The following is a 20338-nucleotide window of genomic DNA, read 5'->3' on the forward strand; positions in this document are numbered from 1 at the left end:
TTTTGTTTTAGCTTTTTCTAATTAACATCCCGATATATATAAATACCGAAAAGAGCACTGAAATGGCTGATACAACGTATATCGAGCTATAGCCAAACATAAAAGCGATTTGACCAAAAAGGATCGAGCCAATCCCAATCCCAAGATCGAAGAATGAAAAGTAAGTGGCATTAGCCATTCCTCGCCGATGGATAGGCGCTTCCTTAACCGACCAGGCCTGTAAAGCTGGCTGGATCGTCCCAAATCCTAAGCCATAGAATATGGCTGCAGTATAGAGAATCAGATTATTTGGTAACCAAGCTAAGAAGGACATGGCGATCATAATCATGATAGTGCCTGGAATAAAGACCGCTTGATGTCCTCTTCTATCATATATTCTTCCCGCAAATGTCCGGCTAATCAAAAGAGCGAGGGCATACAACAAGAAATACCATTCAATTCCATCTAATCCCTTTTGAAGAGCGTAAATAGGTAAGAAAGTAGCTATTCCTCCAAATGTCACTGTGATGAAAAAAATGAGTATAGAAGGTGGTACTGCTGATTTTTCATAAATATCCCATTTTTTGTGTGGCGTTGTAACCGGTTCAACTTTTTTAAATCTGATAAAGGATGAAAGAGTGAAGGCAGCTACTCCTAATATCGCACAAATTAAAAATATATGCGTAAATGAAATCTTTCCAACGAGGGCAAGACCCAGTGTTGGACCCAATGCAAGGGCGAGGTTACCTGATAGTCCATAATAGCCCATTCCTTCTCCACGTCTTTTTGGAGGGATTAAATCTGTTGCAATCGTACCTGAAGCAGTTGTCGATAATCCCCATCCAACGCCTTGGATAATTCTAAGCAAGAATAAAAACGCAATACTATGTATGAGTCCGATAAAACCGATAGAAAACACAAAAATTCCTAATCCAGTTAAAAAAATAAAACGTCTTCCTTTTGATTCTAATGCGTGACCAGCATATGGACGCATTAATAAGGAAGAGAACGTGAAAATACCTACAACCAAACCGATTAATTGATCATTTCCACCGAGTTCTTCAACAAACAGCGGAAGGGTTGGCAGTGTCATTTGGAACCCTAAGAATATAAAGAAATTGGCCGAGCATATTAAAATAAAATCCCGAGTCCAGATTCTGTCTGGTTGCACCGTTCCTTTTATCTTCTCTGATGGGTGATCCATAGTATCACCTCCTAAGCATGGTGTAATCTATTCATTTATTTTGATTCCCTAAATATTAATTATAGATGACAATCCTACATTTGGAAAGAGAAGAAAATGGATATAAACATTTTATGTTTAATAGGCTGGAAAATGTGGAAAGAAATAAGTAAGTATTAAAATAGGTCTCAAATCATAATTTTAATTTACGGTTTGAATTATCAGATAGCTTTTGTTATAATAGAAAAAAGGTCAAGGGGTTGATTTCAAAATGGAAAAGTATACGCTTAACTCAACAATCCAATCCGATGAGAATCAAATGTCACTCGTAGCGGAACAAGTGTTAAATGAAGCCTTGCTTGCATTCAGAAAAGAAAAGCTCCGACAAGAAATTGATAAGACCCTTCAAGAACGTAATAAAGAAAGATTTATGCAATTAACTAAAGAATTAAATAGCTTGTCATAAACTATATGAAAAGGACAGTCTTCCTTGAATAGGGAGGCTGTCCTTTTGCGTTTATAAATAGATGGTAAACTTGGTAAAAAAAGCAACAGGAGGGGTAGGGAATGAAGTTTAGAGAAAGAGGAATGGGAATTGGCCAATATCCTACTGGAGAAAAAAACTGTATTACGGATATTCCCGGTGTGAAAATAGGCCATGTTACATTGGATGAACAGTTTGAGGGTACAGCAGGTGAATATGCTTGTACGGGTGTTACGGCTATCCTGCCGCATGGGGGCAATCTCTTTCAAGAAAAAGTCATCGGAGCTTCTTATGTTATTAATGGATTTGGCAAAACAACTGGCCTTGTCCAGCTAGATGAATTAGGATTAATCGAATCCCCAATTATGCTAACTAATACTTTTGCTGTACCTGCTGTCACGCATGGGACCATTCAATATATGTTAGAGAATAATCCTGATATCGGTGATACAACAGGCACGATAAATATTGTTACAGGTGAATGTAATGATGGCTATTTAAATACAATTAGAAAGCTCCCAATAAAGCCGGAGCATGCCAGACAAGCGATTGAGAACGCAAGTAATCATGCTTGTCAAGAAGGTGCAGTTGGAGCAGGGAAAGGCATGGTCTGCTTTGGTTATAAAGGAGGAATTGGAACCTCTTCACGTATCATTTCAGATAATCAAAACCATTCTTATCATCTTGGCTGCCTTGTCCTAAGTAATTTTGGCGGAAAGATTGAATTCCCAGCAGATAAATATACGACACCAATAAATAATAAAGAGGTGAAAAATACACCTGATGGATCGATTATTATTGTATTAGGTACAGATGTTCCTCTCAATGACAGACAATTAAAGAGAATCGCCAAGAGGTGCGGGATTGGTTTAGGAAGAACAGGGAGCAATTTTAGCCATGGAAGTGGGGATATAGTCATTGCTTTTTCCAATGCATTGAAAGTCCCGCACCAACATGATGAAGATTTTGAGCATCATAAATATATAAGAGAAGATCATCCTATAATGAATGAACTGTTTACTGCAGCAGCAGAAGTCGCAGAAGAAGCCATTCTTAATTCTTTATCACAAGCAGAAACGACTAATGGACGTGATGGCCGGATCGTTTATTCACTTTTCCATAAAGAAGAGATTTCTTGATAAATGCTTAATTGTTTTGTATAGTAACAGAGATTATATTAAAGTGCTGGGGGAGAATATGCGAAAAAAACTATTGTTATTGCTTATCGCTACATTATTTGTAGTAGCAGGATGCAGCTCAAAAGGCATGGACAATTCAATTACTCTCCAAAATCATGAGAATAATGATGTGTCTTTCCCTCAAGAGAAGCCTGTATTATTTTTCTTTATCACAACTTACACCTGAGGACTCTGCCAACAGCAGCTGGTCCAGCTGCATGACCAATTACAGGAACTAGATGAATTCGATATGAATATGTACATTGTAAGCAATGATGAGCCACAGTATCAAAAGCTATTATACGATGAATTGACAAAGCAATTTGGCGGAAGCTTACCGTTCATCTCAGATCCAGATTCAACGCTGATTGATGAAGTAGGGATGAAAAATGGCGACACTACTTATCGAGGATATGTGATCTTAGATCCTAATGGCGAAGTCGTTCTTAAGAAAGTGAATGATCATTGGGGAGAAGAATTACCTGAAACATTAGCTGATATAAAAGAAGCATATGAAGGGCTTTAATATGTGTAGAATAGACTCAAAAGATGAAATACATCTTTTTGAGTCTTTTTTTGTACTTTTGCAACGATGCTGTTTTTATATAAGTGAAGAGTGATCTAAATAATATAATAACTACTGAAGGTGTGCGGGACGTAGAAGAGTTCCCGACGAGTAATGTAATTACACCAGACTGTCTAGTTCGAGTGACTAAAAAAATTTCAAGTGACTAAAAGAAGGTGTCGATTGACTAAAAAAGGCCAGAAATGGACTAAAAAAAGAGAATCGATCGACAAAAACGGTCTCAAGTAACAAAAAAGGATCAAATGACTAAAAATGAAGTAGGGAAACAATATGAAAGATCTGCCAAACCGAAGAGGACTTACGTGTAAAAAACGGTTGTATCGAGATTCGGGTCAAAGTGAATAAGGAGAGTAGATTAACTCTCCCTATATAGTCAATAAAAATTGTATTTTTTAATGGTGAGCATTATTTTATAACCATCAAAACGATAAAGTAAGCAACCATAAAAAGGAATCCAACAGGTAATCCAAACTTTGCCCATTCTTTACTGGAAATTTCCAGCTTTCCTGCTGAGATAATATTAGGGATGTTACCAGGTACCAGCATCCCGCCGCTTATGAGCAAACCAAGAAGAATGGCTCGAACAGTATCGTGACTCATGCTTGGACTGATTTCTGCGGCTGCAAGTGTGGCATTATCTAGAACAGCAGATAGGATATTGATCCAATAGAGTGTGGATGGATCCAAGCCGACAACATAGCGGTTGATAATTGGTTCAAACCCTGCACCAAGAAAGGTTAATCCCATTACAAAAAAGTAGATCTTAAGAGAGCGTATGAAAATGTCAGCGTAATTTTCACTTTGATTATGTAACGATGGTATCGAATTCTTTTTGTACTTTGGCGGCGAAACATAAATTGCGGCAATCAATCCAAAAAACAAAATGGCTGCGACAATCTCGACTCCTACAAGTCGTACGAGAAAGAAAAAATCTTCATTTAGTTTACTAATAGCTATAGTCGATAGCGGTTCACCAATTGGAGTTAATGCAGCCCCGAGGCCAATGGAAAAACAGGCTAGTACAACGAGACGAATTTGAGCTTTGCGCTCTAAATTGAGTGAAGAAGTAATTAACACGAGTACAAGTGCTGCGATAATGGCTGTTATCATACTTGAAATAAGCCCTAAGAAAATGACAATGAAGGCGCAGAATAATCTAAAAGGAACCATTCTGCTAACTCGAACAATAATGCTTTCAAGCTGCCTTTGAAACCACTTGAAAAAAAGGCCTGCAACCAATACAGCAATGGATATTTTTATTGGATCAAAAGCTGCCTTTAAGAATAAAGCCTCTGAATAAACCCCACTTATGAATACCGAAATTAATCCCATAAAAAATAGAAAGATCTCTAAATTTTTCTCGACATGGCTCATTGTAAAGGGCAAAAGTAACACAAGTAAAAAAACGATGGCTAATCCTAATATCATGTTCAAAAACTCCATTATATGATTATTATCCCATCCAGCAGGATTAATAGATGTATATGAAACAAAGTGGACAAACTTTCCACCAAATCCAAATGAGGCGGTTTCAAAATAAATCTGGTCTGGTTATTTCAAATTGTTAGATCAAAATGAAAGTCAACATCGCATGGCAGGAATGTAAATCCAGGCTAAACGATTGAGGAATTGCCTTAATTTTATTGCTTAAGCATGAAAATAAATAGGGTATGCAAGCTCATATGTATATTTTTACCATACTATATCTGTAATCGAGTGAGAGAAAAAGTGCAATTTCTGAAACGAAGTTGGAGGGAGGCTTTGTATGAAGATTATCCACACTATACCTTTACTGATTCGTCCAGAATTTTTGATTGATGATTTAGAAATGGCAAAAAGATGTTTCGAAACCCTGCAGCCAACGAAGGGAAATCCCGTTGTTTTATATAATCAAGGCGGTTTAAATAATGACGAAATAAGGGAGTTATTTCCTCCTTCTGAATCATCGGTGGTTATTCTTGGGAACGGTGAAAATGTGGGGATCGCCCAAGCGAGACAAAATTGTTTTGATTACATTTGGGAGCATTATGAGGATGTTGAATATATTTCAGAAATACATGTTGATATGTTATTTCCGCCCAATTGGTATGGGCCGCTAGTAGAATTTTTAACGAACTCAGATGAACCAATGATTTCTCCAGGTATTCTCACAATGAATGGGGAACTGCAGCCTCTTAATCTTTATACCGCAATTCCAGATAACACAGATGATTTAATTGCTTTATTAGGGAAGATGAATCGGGATGAAGTCCACGAACGATTTGTCCATCCAGTTATTCATAAAGCGAGCATTTTACGTGTAATTGGGGGCTACGATACACGATTTTTGCAAGGGAAACAAGGTTATGAGGACGATAGTTTACTGTTGGGATATGCCTACTATATGGGAACACGTACTAATTGGAGACCTAAATGCTACCTGAAGTCCTGGGTGTATCACGCAACAATGGCACAGAGAGGGACCTTTACCGACAGGCATTTAGACTTTTCTATAAATGAACAAGGCCTCATTCGGCAATATGGAGCCTATGGTTTAAAGAGATTATCAAATATTCATCAAAACTCTTCCGTATTTGATATGCTTCTGCAAGACTTTTTACGACAGTAATTGTTAGAGGTGAGGATATTTTGGATAAACAGAAGGCGGTATGGGATCGACTCTGGTCTCAGGAAGTATCGTATCAGTGGGACACATTGAGTCAGGCCATTTTTGAGACTATTTGCAGTTCAATAGACGGTGTTCAAGGGAAGGGAATCTTGGAAGCAGGATCAGGAACTGGGAAAATATCATTAAAGCTCGCTATGGAAAACGCGAACGTTACGCTCGTTGATTATTCGGAAAAAGCGTTAGAGAATAGTCAGCTAGCCTTCCGCAAAGCGAGCTGTGAGGGAGAATTTGTACTATCTGATATTCGAAGGCTTCAAACAGTAGAAAAACACTATGATCTTACCTGGAACGCAGGTGTTCTTGAACACTTTAATTTTGATGAAAAAGTAATAATACTTAAAGAAATGGCAAGGGCAACAAAAGAGGGAGGGACTATTATCATCATGACGCCTTATTCCAAATGTCTGCCTTATCGTGTAGGAAAGGCATATGCTGAAAAGCATGGCACTTGGATGTATGGCATTGAAGAGCCAGTAACCTCATTAAAAGAAGAATTTGCGCAAAGCGGAATTACTTTGCTGAGTGAAAGGGACATTGGATTCGTAAATAGTTTAGATTTTCTTGATTTTATACCGAACGTGCAACCATTAAAAGATAAGATTCATGAATGGTACACAGAATTAACAGAATCAGAGAAGTCTGCCTTTCCCGGTTATTTGCTAGTTAGTGTGGGAAGGGTAGAGAAGTAACTAACCTTATTAGATCACTATGTTTGTCATCTGTCATAGAATGATGTTCAAATGAGGATTTCCAAAATAAAGGGTTGTTTATGTGAAAGAAATCAGTTAACAAAGGGATATAAATGAAATTTCGATGCTCCCTCTTAAAGACGATGAAATGATAGTCATTTTACCTGCTATTATGACAAGGTTAAGAGTTTACCAACGTCAAATATTCTATTTCAAACGTTTAAAAAGAACACTTAAAATAGATATGACTGGAAATTAGTTAGAAGTTATATTGATGCAGGCATTCTAAACGATAATATTAATATTTCGGCAATCCAACTAAAAAGAGGTGGCGCATTTCTTCGCGCCACTTCTTTTATGTCTTTGGTACATGCTTAAAGATTTCTCCGCTTTCAAAAAAATCAACTAAACGAGCTAACCATTGGTAATAGTCAACCCATTCTTTGGTTTCCTTTAATAAATGATTAATTTTGATTTCGTCTTCCTCGCTTATTTCAGCTTGTTCGAGTATAGAAACGAGTTCTGTCTTGACCTTTTTATCGAACATTTTATTCTTGTTTATCACTTTTTGCCAATTGGAAGTGAAAAGTGATACAAATGTTTGGTAATAATCTCGCTCAACAGTATACAAATCTCTGCGTACACCTTTTTCGAATATCTTCTCTGCAATATTAAGATCGAGCATTTCTCTGACAACCTGGCTCATACGAGTTTTGCTCATTCCTGTCGCTTCAGATAATTCATTTAAAGTCATTGGTTTACGGTTCATATAAATAATGCCTAGCACTCTGCCTACTGTTGGAGAGACTCCGTATGTAGTCATGTTATCGGCAATCTTATCGATAAAAAAATCCTCCATTTGATTAATTTTACCTTTTTGTTCTTCAGTCATCGAAAATATCACCCTTCCAATAAGGATCATCTTTACATTTAAAGTCAATGTACCATATTTGAAAATAATTATAAAATGAGCATTTGTGAGGAAACTAATAAAAAAGCAAGTATTTATAAGATATACCCATATTTCTATTTATACAACTATAATTTTACGTAAATACAATAAAATTCATACAGTTTGTAAACTTTTTATTTCACAAAGTTTATATTATACTATTATTATGACAATATAATGATTTTTTAAAAAAGTCTTCGAAAAATGACAAAAGTATTAAGAAAAAGGGTAGAAGACTGCTAGATATTAAATGGGGGTGTCAAGAAATGCTTAAATTTGATCATGTATCAAAAGTTTATAAAGGAGGAAAGAAAGCAGTAAATGACTTAAATTTAGAATTTAAAAAAGGGGAATTCATTGTTTTTATCGGACCGAGTGGTTGTGGAAAAACAACAACAATGAAGATGATTAACCGCCTGATTGAACCGACAGATGGCACAATCTATATTAATGGGGAAGACATAATGAAAAAAGATCCCGTTAATCTTAGAAGGGAAATTGGCTATGTGATTCAGCAAATTGGGTTATTCCCGCATATGACGATTCAGGAGAACATATCGTTGGTTCTTAAACTTTTAAAATGGCCTGAAGAAAAAAGAAAACAACGAGCGAAAGAATTATTAACACTTGTTGATATGACGCCAGACTACCTAGAGCGATATCCACATGAGCTAAGTGGAGGACAACAGCAGCGAATAGGTGTGCTTCGTGCACTTGCGGCTGATCAGCCGCTTATTTTAATGGATGAACCTTTCGGAGCGCTCGATCCAATTACAAGGGATTCTTTACAAGATGAATTTAAAAAATTGCAAAAGAAACTTGGGAAAACGATTGTATTTGTTACACATGATATGGATGAAGCGTTAAAGCTGGCGGATCAAATCGTGATCATGCGTGATGGCCAGCTGGTACAATGCGGCTCCCCTGATGAAATTTTAAGAAATCCAGCAGATGAATTTGTTGAAGAGTTTATCGGAAAAGAGCGACTCGTCCAAGCGAAGCCAAACATTACTACGGTTGAGCAAATCATGAATTCAAAGCCTGTTACTATTACTCCGGAACAATCATTAACTGAAGCGATCACTTTAATGAAACAAAATAGAGTCGATTCATTGTTGGTAGTGGATAGCAATCAGGTATTGGAAGGCTTTATCGATGTTGAAATGATTGACCAAAAACGTAAAAAAGCGCATCTGGTCAGTGATATCCTGCAGGCTGAAATATTCTTTGTAGAAAAAGATGCTCTTGTGAGAGATACAATCAGGCAAATACTCAAAAAAGGGATGAAGTACGTACCTGTAACAGATGAAAATCGCCGCCTTGTCGGGATAGTCACTAGAACAAGCCTCGTAGATATTGTCTATGATTCTATCTGGGGTGAAGAAGAGATTGCACAATAGAGAAGGGGGGAGATGATATGAGTGCCATCATCGATTTTTTAAGTCAAAATGGTGTGGAAATGCTGCATAAAACATGGGAGCATTTATATATTTCATTAATTGCAGCAGGGTTAGGCGTCATTGTTGCAGTGCCACTTGGTATTGCTTTAACCCGCTATGAAAAAGCTGCCGGACTAGTAATGTCCATTTTAGGAATGATTCAAACAATCCCAAGTTTTGCGATTCTGGCATTTTTTATCCCATTGTTTGGGATCGGGAAGATTCCAGCAATCATCGCATTATTCTTCTATTCAGTCCTGCCTATCTTGAGAAATACTTATACGGGTGTAAAAGGTGTAAATGACAGTTTGATCGAAGCTGGTCGTGGGATGGGGATGACTGGATGGGAGCGAATACGCTATGTGGAATTGCCGCTTAGTGTACCAGTAATTATGGCAGGCGTGAGGGTTTCAACTGTTTATTTAATTGGCTGGGCGACACTCGCTTCCTATATTGGAGCGGGCGGATTGGGAGATTATATTTTTAGCGGATTGAATTTATATCAACCAGAATTTATTATAGCAGGGGCGATTCCTGTTACAATCCTTGCTTTAATCGTCGATTTGATTTTAGGTAAGGTAGAAAACAGGGTAACACCTAAAGTCATGAAAGAAATGAAAAAAACAGCATAGGAGGTGGCAGATAATGAGGAAGAGAAGAACTTCTATTATTAGTGTGATAATGATTTTTGCAATCATATTGAGCGGATGTTCGCTACCCGGTTTAAGCGGTTCAGATAAAGATTCTATTTCAATCGGAACCATTTCAACGTCTGAATCACAAATTATGGGGCAAATCATCCGATTGCTCATCGAACAAGAAACCGATTTAAAAGTGGATATGGTAAATAATCTAGGCTCTTCTATTGTTGCTCACCAAGCGATGATCAATGATGACGTTGACATATCCGCAACTCGATATACCGGTACCGATTTAGCTGGTGCATTACAAATCGACCCAGTTATGGATCCTGATAAGGCAATGGAAATTGTTCAAACTGAATTCCAAAAGCAATTTAACCAGAAGTGGTATGATTCGTATGGGTTTGATAATTCATATGCTTTTACCATTACAGCAGAACTAGCTGAACGTGAAAATATTGAGACTGTATCTGACTTGGAAGGAGTAGCCGAGGACCTGTCTTTAGGCGTCGATAATGCATGGTTAACAAGAAAAGGCGATGGATATGAAGGGTTCGTAGAGGAGTACGGATTTTCCTTTGCTAATACATTTCCTATGCAGATCGGCTTAGTTTATCAAGCGGCTGCCTCTGGTGAGATGGATGTTGTCCTTGCATACACAACAGACGGGAGAATTAAGGCTTTTGACTTAAAAGTGCTCAAGGATGATAAACAATTTTTCCCGCCTTATGATACATCGCCAGTTGCAAGCAATGACATTTTACAAAAGTATCCTGAACTGGATGAGCTGCTAGAACGTTTAACAGGGAAAATTGATACGGAAAAAATGCAGGAATTAAATTATGAGGCCGATGGAGAGATGCGTGAACCAACCATCGTTGCCAAAGAATTTTTAGAAGAAAACAATTACTTCAGAGATGAAGAATAGGGGGTGGCAATAGTGGAAGTCATGAAGGATTTATTTGTTTATTTTTCGGAAAATGGAGCCTATGTATGGGAGCAGTTCTTTCGGCATTTTCTGATGTCTGCTTATGGTGTATTGTTTGCAGCAATCGTTGGAATTCCAGTCGGTATTCTCATTGCTCGCTATCATAAACTAAGCGGTTGGGTAATCTCTTTAGCGAACATTATACAGACGATTCCAGCACTCGCTATGCTAGCGGTCTTGATGCTCGTCATGGGTCTAGGGACGAACACAGTGGTATTTGCTTTATTCCTTTATTCGTTATTGCCCATCATAAAAAATACTTATACAGGCATACGGAATGTCGATGCAACATTATTAGAGTCAGGAAAAGCCATGGGTATGACAAAGTTCCAAGTTCTTCGAATGGTGGAGTTACCACTATCATTATCGGTCATTATGGCTGGTCTTCGAACTGCTCTTGTTATTACCATTGGTGTGGCAACAATCGGGACCTTTATTGGTGCCGGCGGACTTGGTGACATCATCTTACGCGGAACAAACGCTCAGGACGGAACAGCCATCATTCTTGCAGGTGCAATACCAACGGCATTAATGGCTGTCATCGCTGATATTGTCATGGGTTGGATTGAAAGGAAGCTCTTGCCTGTGAAAAATAAGAAAGGGACAACAGCAGAAATTGAAAATCCAGCGGTATAAGAAAATTCCCCATCCTGTTTTAGGATGGGGTTTTCTTATACTTAAATACGGATAGTGTACAGTAAATGTTAAATTGAAAATCAAATCGGAAAAGAAATTTTGAAACAAGAGGTTAAAGCTTGTTAGTTGAAAAGGAATGAGATGAATGCAGGCAAGAGGATATTTGGAGATAGACGAAAAAAACATCGGTACTTTAAAGAAATAATTGATGATGACTTTGATTCTATATGCGTCATAGCCATCATCAGCATAAAAGAGAGTTATTCATTATCCTCTATACCCATTTAATCCCGTTCCAAATATATCAAATTCAGGGTTTTTTTGATTAGATACAGGAGCGGAAACCTCTTCGTTAGTGTGAACTGATTTGAGCTGTGCTGCCTCTTCAGAAGCTATTTTATCTTCTTCGTTTTCATTAAACAATGTTGGTTCTTTCATTTGCTTCATCTCCTTCTTCATTTTAAACATCATTTTTAGTTTTCTATTAGCTGGATTATTTTACATGATGCCCTATAATCAGCTTATTATGCTTTACAGTAAAAGATGGGTATTTGCTTATATATATTCAAACAAATCAAAATGGGTATTAGTTTATTTTAACACAATTTTCTAAATATATCCAAAAAATAATTGGAATATTCCGATGAATAGAATATAATGAAATAGCTGATAGTTAATATGTCACGAATATCAAAGGGAGAGGAGATTGTTTTATGAGTCTAAAGAATTATACGTTGCGGACATTACTCGTGGTCATTCCTTGCGTGGTACTTGCAGGTATTGGGATTTGCTTAGGGAATGGAATTAGCGGAAAGGCCTTTTGGATTAGTAATATAATCATCGTAATTATTGGTTGTTTAATTGGCTTTCTTTCCTCAGTAATAAACTATCGAAGGTTCATTTTGCCAATCGCAAAAATAAACAGTACGCTGAATCACTTGGCAGATGGAGATATGACTCAAAGAATAGATGAAAACAAGGTTGGGGAGTTAAAGTCAATTGCTTCAACTATCAATCATACAGTAGATACATGGAATGAGGTATTACAGAATGTTGTCAAAGCAACAATTGATGTGAATACATATGCTAATCAGTTATCGACTGGTGCCATGCAGACAGATATAGCGATTGGGCAAATTACTGAAGCAATAGAGGATATGGCGACGGGAGCGGAAATGCAAGCAAAAGGAGCACTAGGTAATTCTGACATAATGAAAAGAATGTCGGCGAATTTATTAAATGTGGTAAACCATGCAAATGTTGTAGGCGATAAATTAGATCAATCACTTGGAAAAGCGAATAATGGATCAGAGTTAATATTAAATGCTGGCAGACAAATGGATGAGATAAACAACAATTTCCATCACCTCTCAACTAATGTCAAAGAGCTTGGCCATCGATCGAATGAGATTGGTAAAATTGTTGAAGTGATCAATGCGATAGCCGCACAAACAAATTTGCTGGCAATAAATGCAGCAATTGAAGCTGCTAGAGCAGGTGACCAAGGAAAAGGCTTTGCAGTAGTGGCAAATGAAGTAAGGAAATTAGCAGAACAATCAGCCCAATCGACTTTACAAATTAGCCAATTGATTACACATATACAAGAAGAAACAACAGAAGTGGTTGAATCTATGGAGCTATTATTCACTGAGGTTCAAGAGGGTAAAGATTCTACCTATAAAGCAGGAGAGTCATTTTCTCAGATTCGTGAAGCTGTAGAAGAAGTAACTCTTCAAATGAAAGAGGTTTCAATAGCTATCAATCATATTTCTGCTGGCTCTGATGAAGTGCTCGTCTCCATTCTAGATATGTCGACAATTACGAACGATTCAGTTAGGTCGTCACAGAATGTACATGCTTCTACTGAAGAACAGCATGCTTCAATTGAGGAAGTAACACAATCTGCCGAGCAATTAATATCCATGGCAGACAAGTTAAGAAGCTTAGTTGAAAAGTTTAAACTATAAGAAAAGCCTCATTTAATTGAGGCTTTTTCTTCAATTAATCCCATATTATAAGGCTCGGAAATGAAAAAATTCTTCAAACTATAGGCGATTAAGAACTGGGCAGAATAGTAAGTAATCATAATTAACTCTCCTGAATAAATAATCTGTTCAACAAATTTATTCCATGCAAGAATAGAATCTGATATCACAAACAAACCGCTTCCAATCATTGCTGCTACATTGCCACTCATGACAGCTGACCAGAACATTAATGAAATCGCTATGATATATACAATCACCGGGATCATTAAAGCTGTTTGTTGATTGGTTTGCAGCGCTTCCACTAATTGACTGCCCATCACAAAACCATAGATCGCAATAGGGATAATGGTTAGTGCACGCGGCCAAGAGAACTTCCATTGTGTAAAAAAGCCGACAGTATAAAAAATATGTCCAATGAGAAAAGCAGTGAGCCCTACAACAAACCATATCAATAGCCCATCTCCAAGCATACAGAAAAATAAACCTAATAGCAGAATTGCTGACAGCTTTTGCTTATCTTTCGGTTTGATTAAATAAGCATAAAAAATGATTAAGAGCATCGGGATTAACTTGAATAAAATTTTTACTCCCTGGGGTTGAGCAGGGACGACAAATATATAGATGATTCCCATCATTAGTATCAGATAAGGCAGCCACTTTTCCTTCATTTTAATCATCTCCTTCAGTACTAAATTATTCCAGTCTGTCGCTGCAGATTCCTGCTTGCACTAGAATAAAATATATACAGGCAAAAACATGCCATCTCTTGCTGCAAAATGCTATTATTAGGCAACACACTCATTTTATGGAGGCCCTCCAAATGGAAAATTATCATGAATTAATTCAAAAGCAGCGTGATTACTTTGCAAAAGGAGAGACAAAGGACGTTTCTTTCCGGGTAAATGCATTGGAAAAGCTACAGAAAATGGTCAAAACGAATGAACAAGATATTATGAATGCATTAAAGGAAGATCTAAATAAATCAGAATTCGATTCGTATTTAACAGAAATTGCTGTGCTATTAGAGGAAATAAAGTTTACTTTAAAAAATATCAATAAGTGGGCGAAGCCTCGGCGCGTCAAGTCATCTGTTCCTACATTGGGTTCGAAAAGCTTTATTTATCCAGAACCATATGGCGTCTCGCTAATCATTGCCCCGTGGAATTATCCATTTCAATTGGCGATAGCCCCTTTAATCGGAAGCATGGCTGCAGGAAATACGGCCATTATGAAGCCTTCTGAGTTAACGCCTAATACTTCGGAGTTAATCGCGAAATTAATCAAGAGTTATTTTTCTGAAGAGTATATTTCAGTCGTCGAGGGTGGCGTGGAAACCAGTGAAGCATTATTAGCAGAGAAATGGGATCATATTTTTTTCACAGGGAGCGTACCAGTTGGCAGAAAAATCATGCAGGCAGCAGCTGACAAGCTTACCCCAGTCACATTGGAGCTCGGTGGAAAAAGCCCTGCTATTATTCATGAGGACGCTCATTTAACACATGCAGCAAAAAGGCTTGTATGGGGGAAATTCCTAAATGCTGGGCAGACTTGTGTAGCGCCAGACTATGCTTATATTCATAGCAGTGTTAAAGAAAAATTTATTAAAGAAGCTAAAAAAGCGATAGAAGACTTATTCACGAGCGATCCCATTGCTTCAGGCAATTTCACTAAAATTGTCAGTGAAAAGCACTTTAACCGGTTAATCAGCTTTCTTGATAATGGCGATCTTGCTTTTGGAGGCACAATCGATGTAGAAAAGCTGATGATTGAACCAACGATACTACATGAGGTTACTTGGAATGATCCAATCATGGAGGATGAAATCTTCGGACCGATCTTGCCAATTATGGAATATAAAGATCTGGATGAAATCATTTTTAAAATAAACGAGCGACCCAAGCCGCTCGCATTATATTTATTTACAGAAAGTGAGAAGGTACAGAAGGAAGTATTGACACATATCTCATTCGGTGGCGGCTGTATTAATGACACTGTATTGCATTTAAGCTCACCGCATCTTCCATTCGGAGGGGTCGGGGAAAGTGGAATGGGTGCTTACCATGGGAAAGGCAGTTTTGATGTATTCTCTCATGAGAAAAGTATGCTTAAGCAATCAACCAAATTTGATTTGCCGTTCAGATATCCTTCACAAAATGCATTGAAAACAATCAAGCGGTTTATTAAATAGGCTCTGTTTAACTTTATTGTTGATTCTACTTCAAATTTAAAGCGTATCCGGGATTTATGGACACGCTTTGTTTTACGTGAGGGGATTTTTTACATAAAGCCCTCGATTATTTTGAATGCACTTTTTTAAAACATTCACAAACCATTAACATAGTTTTTCTTTTTTAACAAAATGGGGGAGTTAAATAAAGAAGAAATGATAAATACTTATAGCTTAAATTAAATTTAGGACGTGATTAAAACGGATAAAAGATTATTGGTAATATATGAAGAATGGGAAGTAAAATTAGATAAGGACGAGTGGTATTTCAGTAATTCTTTTGCAGCAATTGCTAAGGGAATGACTTCTGAAGAAGCTTTTAATTATATTCCAAATGTCATTGGGGTTTTATTTAAGTTAGACGATGATTATTTGGTATGGGAAAGCATATATTTTTTAATTGAATTGTATAGCATTGCTGACACTACTCAGATACACCCAATTCTTGAAAGCAATTGGTCTCTATTAACAAATCATATTAAGAAATTTAATGATTCATATGCTACTCCTTTTAAAGAACTTAAAGATCACCTTAGAATAAAAAAGTAAGAGTATAACCTTGCTGGTCTATTTGGGTTGTTGTGCCAGGAGGGATGGTATGGAAGAAGGTTCTTTAAGAAAGGAACTTAGAATTAGATGTAAATGGAAGTAGAGGCAGCATGATCGACATCCAGTTTATGGAAAGGTTGAACGAAGGAATGTAGGAGCATAGACTATGTGAGACTTGGGAGGAACCGCATATTCATAAAACTTTTTGGAACGAATGTTCGAAGTGCTCAAATAAAACAGTGCCAATAAATAAAGCTTGATCCCTTTCGATGAGGATCAAGCTCTATTTGGTTTGATTAGAGTACATATATAAACACACTAAGGAAATGACTGGTTGTACCAAGCATAATAAAAATATGAAAGATTTCATGGAAACCTACTTCTTGAAACTCTAAGAATTTCGGTTTAATTGCATAAATAACGCCGCCAATCGTGTAAAAAACCCCACCAAGCAGCAATAACAGCAGTCCCCCAATACTTAATGTATTGCTTAATGGTGAGAAAGCAAAAACAATCACCCAGCCAAGCGCTATGTAGAGGGCAGTTGACAGCCATCTTGGGCAATTAAACCAAACCATCTTAAAAACGACGCCTAAGATCGCCGTAATGCTAACGAATGCGAAGATTGCCCAGCCAACCGCGCCATCCATGCTTATTAAGCAAAAGGGAGCATACGACCCTGCAATTAAAACAAAGATCATAGAATGATCAATTTTTCTTAAAAACGCAATAACCTTATCTTTAGCAATGACCATATGATAGGTTGCCGAAGCAGTGTATAAAAGAATCATACTCATTCCAAACATTATAACAGATGTAATAGCAACAGCAGATGCAGTGGTAAGTGATGCTTTGATGACCATGGCGAGCAAGGCGATGAATGAGAGAATCGCACCTGCAAAATGTGTCAGACCATTAATCGGTTCTCGAATATAGGTTGTCATTTGTTATTTCCCCCTTGATACTCCAATATATAGTTTTAATAACTACTTGTAATGATATACTTGTTTTATAATGTAGTCAACATTTACACATCATCGATTTTCAAGTAAAATTAAACTAATCTATAAAAAGGTAGAGGTTTTGTTATGAATGAATTATTAGAAGAATTAGGGCTAAGAAATCAAATTACGATAGAAGATATTCCAGAGATAGATTTGTATATGGACCAAGTCATTCAACTATTCGAGAAAAAGTTCAACGATTCGAAGCGTAATGATGAGGAAAAGCTGCTAACGAAAACAATGATAAACAACTATGCAAAAGGAAAGCTGTTCTTTCCCATTAAAAATAAGAAATATTCAAAAGAACATATCATCCTCATTAGCTTGATCTACCAGTTAAAAGGAGCGTTATCCATTAATGACATTAAACAAACACTGGATGGCGTGAATAATCGAATCACAGGTGGTCTCATGGAATTAGATGAGTTTTATAATGGATATTTAGATATAGTTGATAAAAATGTAACTGGTTTTAAAGAAGAGGTTGAAAAGAAGAGCAACGATGTAAATAAGGAACTGGAAAGCTTGCATGCAGAAGAAGATAAAGAACTTGAACAAATCCTACTTATTGCATCTTTAGTCAATATGAGCAATCTTTATCGACGGACAGCCGAGAAGATGATTGATGCGTTGGGATCAAAAGAAAAATGAGGGGCAGGCAAATGATTGTCCCTGCTCTCGAGGTAAAAAAAACTGAATGTTGAAAAAGGTGATGACGATGTATACTCCTAAACCATTTATGATGGATGATAAAAAAGAGCAGTTTGATTTAATTAAAATGAACAGCTTTGCAATTTTATTTTCTCAGGAAGAGAATGGTCCAATGGCAACTCATTTACCCTTTTATCTGGAGGAAAGATCTGGCCAAGCGGATGTATTATTAGGCCATTTTGGCAAACAGAATCCACATTGGCAACATCTAAACAATGAAGAAGTGCTTGTTGTATTTAACGGCCCGCATGCTTATATTTCTCCGACGTGGTATAAAGATGAAAAAAGTGTGCCAACATGGAATTACACAGCTGTTCATGTTTATGGAAAAGTGAGATTAATAGAAGATAAGAATGAACTAGTAGACCTGCTGAAGAAATCGATTGAATTTAATGAAGCGCAGTTCGATGCTCCTTGGCAGGCTGACTTTGATGAAAAGTTTATCAACGGATTAATGAATGGCATCGTTGGCATTGAAATAGCGATCCAAAAAATAGAAGGAAAGAAGAAGCTAAATCAAAACCATTCCACACAAAAACAGCAAAAAGCCATTAAGGGCTTAAGGAATAGTCAGCAATATGATGCAGGGAAAATAGCTGATTTAATGGAAGCTAATATTAAGGAAATTGAAGATAGGCAAAAACATTTGAAGTAGAAGGTTTATTTATCCAAATTTCAAAATCCAAAGTTCTAATAGTGGAAAACTCGAGGCGGTGTTTTTAAGTGGGCTTATCTTTTCAAAAAAGCGAAAAGAAGAGTATGACTTCCATAAATTTTTTAAGAACTTTAATAATTATAGCTACGGTGCTTTTATTGGGATTGGCAATAATGAATCATATGGACTTTTTCTACATTAAATATATTTTTATCTTATCAGGATTCAGCTCCCTTGTAAGTGGGTTAGAAAGTCTATATTTAAGGGAGAGAAAAGGCATTTATCTTGTTGAATTGAGTCTGGCCATGATATGGTTTTACGCTGGATTTATTCTTTGGCAATAATCATTTATGGAGCTCTATTATTAAAAGGCACTTTTCTAAAAGATTGTTGTTTTTTCATAGGTTTTGATAAGACATTGATAAAAAAGTTGATTGGAACGGGTGTGCGAGACTCCTGCGGGAGCAGCGGGACAGGTGAGACCCCGCAGTGAAGCGGACGAGGACGATCAAAGCCCGCCCCGCGGAAAGCGAGCACCTGGAGAAGAAATCAAACCCTACCTGCGAAAAGCAACAAGGTATATTGAAAACAGCCTATTAAAAAAAGAGATTGGGCATGAAACCAATCTCTTTTTTGTTCAAGCCATATGTGATTAGTTTTGTAAATCCTTCATGATATCAGCAACGATTTCATATGAGCGCAAACGCTCCTGATGATCATAAATTTGACCATTGACAATCACTTCATTTGCTCCTGTTTCTGCAATGAAATCTGCAAGTTTTTCTTTTACTTTGTCGCGGCCGCCGATAATGGATGATCCAAGCTGCTGCTGGAGCATGGCTTTTTCATGTGGGCTCCATAGCTCATCCATATTTTTTACAGGCGGTTTTAAACCATCTCTCTTATTGCGAATCATGCCTAAGAATGATTGTTGCATGGAGGTAGCTAAATAGGCGGCTTGTTCATCTGTATCAGCTGCGATTACATTCATGCCGACCATTATATATGGTTCACTTAATACCTCAGAAGGTTTGAAGCTGCGACGATATAGGTCAATGGCTGGCAATGTATTATCTGGAGAAAAATGGCTTGCGAATGAAAATGGGAGGCCAAGCTCTCCAGCTAATTGAGCACTATAACCGCTGGAACCTAATAACCAAATTGGTACATCTAAGCCTTCTCCCGGTATGGCGCGGACAGGCAGTGCATGTTCAGATCTTGAAGGGTCAAAGTATGTCCGCAGCTCTTCTAATTGTTCCGGAAAGTCCTGTGCGTCTGTCCTTCTAGTTCTTCTCAAAGCCATAGCAGTCAATTGATCGGTTCCTGGCGCGCGTCCGAGTCCTAGATCGATTCTTCCAGGGAACAAGGATTCCAATGTCCCGAATTGTTCAGCAATAACTAAGGAGGAGTGGTTAGGAAGCATGACACCGCCTGAACCTACACGAATCGTCGAAGTTCCAGCTGCAACATGCCCGATGGCTACTGAAGTCGCTGAACTCGCGATGCCAGGCATATTATGATGCTCAGCCAGCCAGAAGCGGGTATAACCCCATTTTTCCGCGTGACGGCCGAGGTCGAGTGTATTTTGTAAAGATTGAGCAGGTGAACCGCCCTCTATGATTGGTGATAAATCCAAAACGGAATATTTCACATCGGATGTTGACATTTTCATCATCTTCTTTCTTCAAGATTTCTCAAGTTCTCATTACTTTATCTATTTTAGCAATTATCTGGTCTGTTTTAAAATGATTAGCTTGTTAACTAATTTAATCTTAAAACGG

23 protein-coding genes are annotated in these 20338 nt (G+C 37.4%); 16 read left to right on the forward strand and 7 right to left on the reverse strand.

The features are described 5' to 3' along the window. Positions 1-7: 7 nt before the first annotated feature. Positions 8-1183 carry an MFS transporter gene (locus J2S17_RS00650; RefSeq protein WP_307470900.1) on the reverse strand — a complete coding sequence of 392 codons (1176 nt, stop codon included), beginning with the start codon at positions 1181-1183 and terminating at the stop codon, positions 8-10. Positions 1184-1433: 250 nt separating this feature from the next. Here J2S17_RS00650 and J2S17_RS00655 point away from each other — a divergent pair, with 250 nt between their 5' ends. From J2S17_RS00655 to J2S17_RS00670, 4 genes are all read left to right on the forward strand, one after another. Then, positions 1434-1628, forward strand: a complete 195-nt coding sequence (locus J2S17_RS00655) for an IDEAL domain-containing protein (RefSeq protein WP_307470902.1) — start codon at positions 1434-1436, stop codon at positions 1626-1628. 101 nt (positions 1629-1729) lie between these two features. Next, entirely contained in the window at positions 1730-2785 is a 1056-nt protein-coding gene (locus J2S17_RS00660) for a DmpA family aminopeptidase (protein WP_307470904.1), read from the forward strand. 58 nt (positions 2786-2843) lie between these two features. Then, on the forward strand, positions 2844-3011 hold the full coding sequence (locus J2S17_RS00665) for a hypothetical protein (protein ID WP_307470906.1): 168 nt from the start codon (positions 2844-2846) through the stop codon (positions 3009-3011). Positions 3012-3029: 18 nt separating this feature from the next. Then, the gene (locus J2S17_RS00670; protein WP_307471569.1) at positions 3030-3350 is read left to right on the forward strand and encodes a redoxin domain-containing protein; all 321 of its coding nucleotides are present in this window, start codon (positions 3030-3032) and stop codon (positions 3348-3350) included. A gap of 465 nt (positions 3351-3815) precedes the next feature. Here the strand turns inward: J2S17_RS00670 and J2S17_RS00675 are convergent, their stop codons facing one another. Continuing rightward, positions 3816-4838 carry a DUF1646 family protein gene (locus tag J2S17_RS00675; protein WP_307470908.1) on the reverse strand — a complete coding sequence of 341 codons (1023 nt, stop codon included), beginning with the start codon at positions 4836-4838 and terminating at the stop codon, positions 3816-3818. Positions 4839-5175: 337 nt separating this feature from the next. Here J2S17_RS00675 and J2S17_RS00680 point away from each other — a divergent pair, with 337 nt between their 5' ends. Then, positions 5176-6018 (forward strand): hypothetical protein, encoded by an 843-nt coding sequence (locus J2S17_RS00680; RefSeq protein ID WP_307470910.1) that lies wholly within the window; start codon positions 5176-5178, stop codon positions 6016-6018. A 20-nt stretch (positions 6019-6038) separates the two neighbouring features. Beyond that, positions 6039-6767 carry a class I SAM-dependent methyltransferase gene (locus J2S17_RS00685; protein WP_307470912.1) on the forward strand — a complete coding sequence of 243 codons (729 nt, stop codon included), beginning with the start codon at positions 6039-6041 and terminating at the stop codon, positions 6765-6767. Positions 6768-7122: 355 nt separating this feature from the next. On the opposite strand, the gene J2S17_RS00690 is transcribed toward J2S17_RS00685, so the two are convergent. Further along, positions 7123-7659, reverse strand: coding sequence for a GbsR/MarR family transcriptional regulator (locus J2S17_RS00690; RefSeq protein ID WP_307470915.1), 537 nt, complete (start codon positions 7657-7659; stop codon positions 7123-7125). 326 nt (positions 7660-7985) lie between these two features. Between J2S17_RS00690 and J2S17_RS00695 the strand changes: the two genes are divergently transcribed. Genes J2S17_RS00695 through J2S17_RS00710 form a run of 4 tightly spaced genes read left to right on the forward strand, consistent with a single transcriptional unit; the run spans position 7986 to position 11423 of the window. Then, complete coding sequence (locus tag J2S17_RS00695) at positions 7986-9119, forward strand: betaine/proline/choline family ABC transporter ATP-binding protein (RefSeq protein WP_307470917.1); 1134 nt, start codon at positions 7986-7988, stop codon at positions 9117-9119. A gap of 17 nt (positions 9120-9136) precedes the next feature. Next, complete coding sequence (locus J2S17_RS00700; RefSeq protein WP_307470918.1) at positions 9137-9790, forward strand: ABC transporter permease; 654 nt, start codon at positions 9137-9139, stop codon at positions 9788-9790. A 13-nt stretch (positions 9791-9803) separates the two neighbouring features. Beyond that, on the forward strand, positions 9804-10727 hold the full coding sequence (locus tag J2S17_RS00705) for an osmoprotectant ABC transporter substrate-binding protein (protein ID WP_307470920.1): 924 nt from the start codon (positions 9804-9806) through the stop codon (positions 10725-10727). 12 nt (positions 10728-10739) lie between these two features. Beyond that, a complete protein-coding gene (locus tag J2S17_RS00710) occupies positions 10740-11423 on the forward strand; it encodes an ABC transporter permease (protein ID WP_307470922.1) in 684 nt (227 codons plus the stop codon). 267 nt (positions 11424-11690) lie between these two features. On the opposite strand, the gene J2S17_RS00715 is transcribed toward J2S17_RS00710, so the two are convergent. Further along, on the reverse strand, positions 11691-11861 hold the full coding sequence (locus tag J2S17_RS00715) for a hypothetical protein (RefSeq protein WP_307470924.1): 171 nt from the start codon (positions 11859-11861) through the stop codon (positions 11691-11693). Positions 11862-12136: 275 nt separating this feature from the next. Between J2S17_RS00715 and J2S17_RS00720 the strand changes: the two genes are divergently transcribed. Further along, positions 12137-13390 (forward strand): methyl-accepting chemotaxis protein, encoded by a 1254-nt coding sequence (locus J2S17_RS00720; RefSeq protein WP_307470926.1) that lies wholly within the window; start codon positions 12137-12139, stop codon positions 13388-13390. An 8-nt stretch (positions 13391-13398) separates the two neighbouring features. Here the strand turns inward: J2S17_RS00720 and J2S17_RS00725 are convergent, their stop codons facing one another. Then, complete coding sequence (locus tag J2S17_RS00725; RefSeq protein ID WP_307470928.1) at positions 13399-14079, reverse strand: lysoplasmalogenase; 681 nt, start codon at positions 14077-14079, stop codon at positions 13399-13401. Between the two features lie 152 nt (positions 14080-14231). On the opposite strand from J2S17_RS00725, the gene J2S17_RS00730 reads away from it, so the two are divergent. Both J2S17_RS00730 and J2S17_RS00735 read left to right on the forward strand, forming a co-directional pair. Beyond that, complete coding sequence (locus J2S17_RS00730) at positions 14232-15599, forward strand: aldehyde dehydrogenase (RefSeq protein WP_307470929.1); 1368 nt, start codon at positions 14232-14234, stop codon at positions 15597-15599. 231 nt (positions 15600-15830) lie between these two features. Next, positions 15831-16187 (forward strand): ABC transporter, encoded by a 357-nt coding sequence (locus J2S17_RS00735; protein WP_307470931.1) that lies wholly within the window; start codon positions 15831-15833, stop codon positions 16185-16187. Positions 16188-16483: 296 nt separating this feature from the next. Here J2S17_RS00735 and trhA read toward each other — a convergent pair whose 3' ends face one another. Beyond that, positions 16484-17131 (reverse strand): PAQR family membrane homeostasis protein TrhA, encoded by a 648-nt coding sequence (gene trhA / locus J2S17_RS00740; protein ID WP_307470933.1) that lies wholly within the window; start codon positions 17129-17131, stop codon positions 16484-16486. Positions 17132-17275: 144 nt separating this feature from the next. Between trhA and J2S17_RS00745 the strand changes: the two genes are divergently transcribed. From J2S17_RS00745 to J2S17_RS00755, 3 genes are all read left to right on the forward strand, one after another. Next, complete coding sequence (locus tag J2S17_RS00745) at positions 17276-17842, forward strand: DUF1836 domain-containing protein (RefSeq protein WP_307470935.1); 567 nt, start codon at positions 17276-17278, stop codon at positions 17840-17842. A gap of 67 nt (positions 17843-17909) precedes the next feature. Beyond that, a complete protein-coding gene (locus tag J2S17_RS00750) occupies positions 17910-18557 on the forward strand; it encodes an FMN-binding negative transcriptional regulator (protein WP_307470937.1) in 648 nt (215 codons plus the stop codon). Positions 18558-19033: 476 nt separating this feature from the next. Beyond that, positions 19034-19213, forward strand: a complete 180-nt coding sequence (locus J2S17_RS00755; protein ID WP_307470938.1) for a hypothetical protein — start codon at positions 19034-19036, stop codon at positions 19211-19213. On the opposite strand, the gene J2S17_RS00760 is transcribed toward J2S17_RS00755, so the two are convergent. Then, positions 19210-20229, reverse strand: a complete 1020-nt coding sequence (locus J2S17_RS00760; RefSeq protein WP_307470940.1) for an LLM class flavin-dependent oxidoreductase — start codon at positions 20227-20229, stop codon at positions 19210-19212. The genes J2S17_RS00755 and J2S17_RS00760 overlap by 4 nt on opposite strands. Positions 20230-20338 lie beyond the last annotated feature (109 nt).

This window comes from Cytobacillus purgationiresistens, assembly GCF_030813235.1.
GTDB lineage: Bacteria > Bacillota > Bacilli > Bacillales > Cytobacillaceae > Cytobacillus > Cytobacillus purgationiresistens.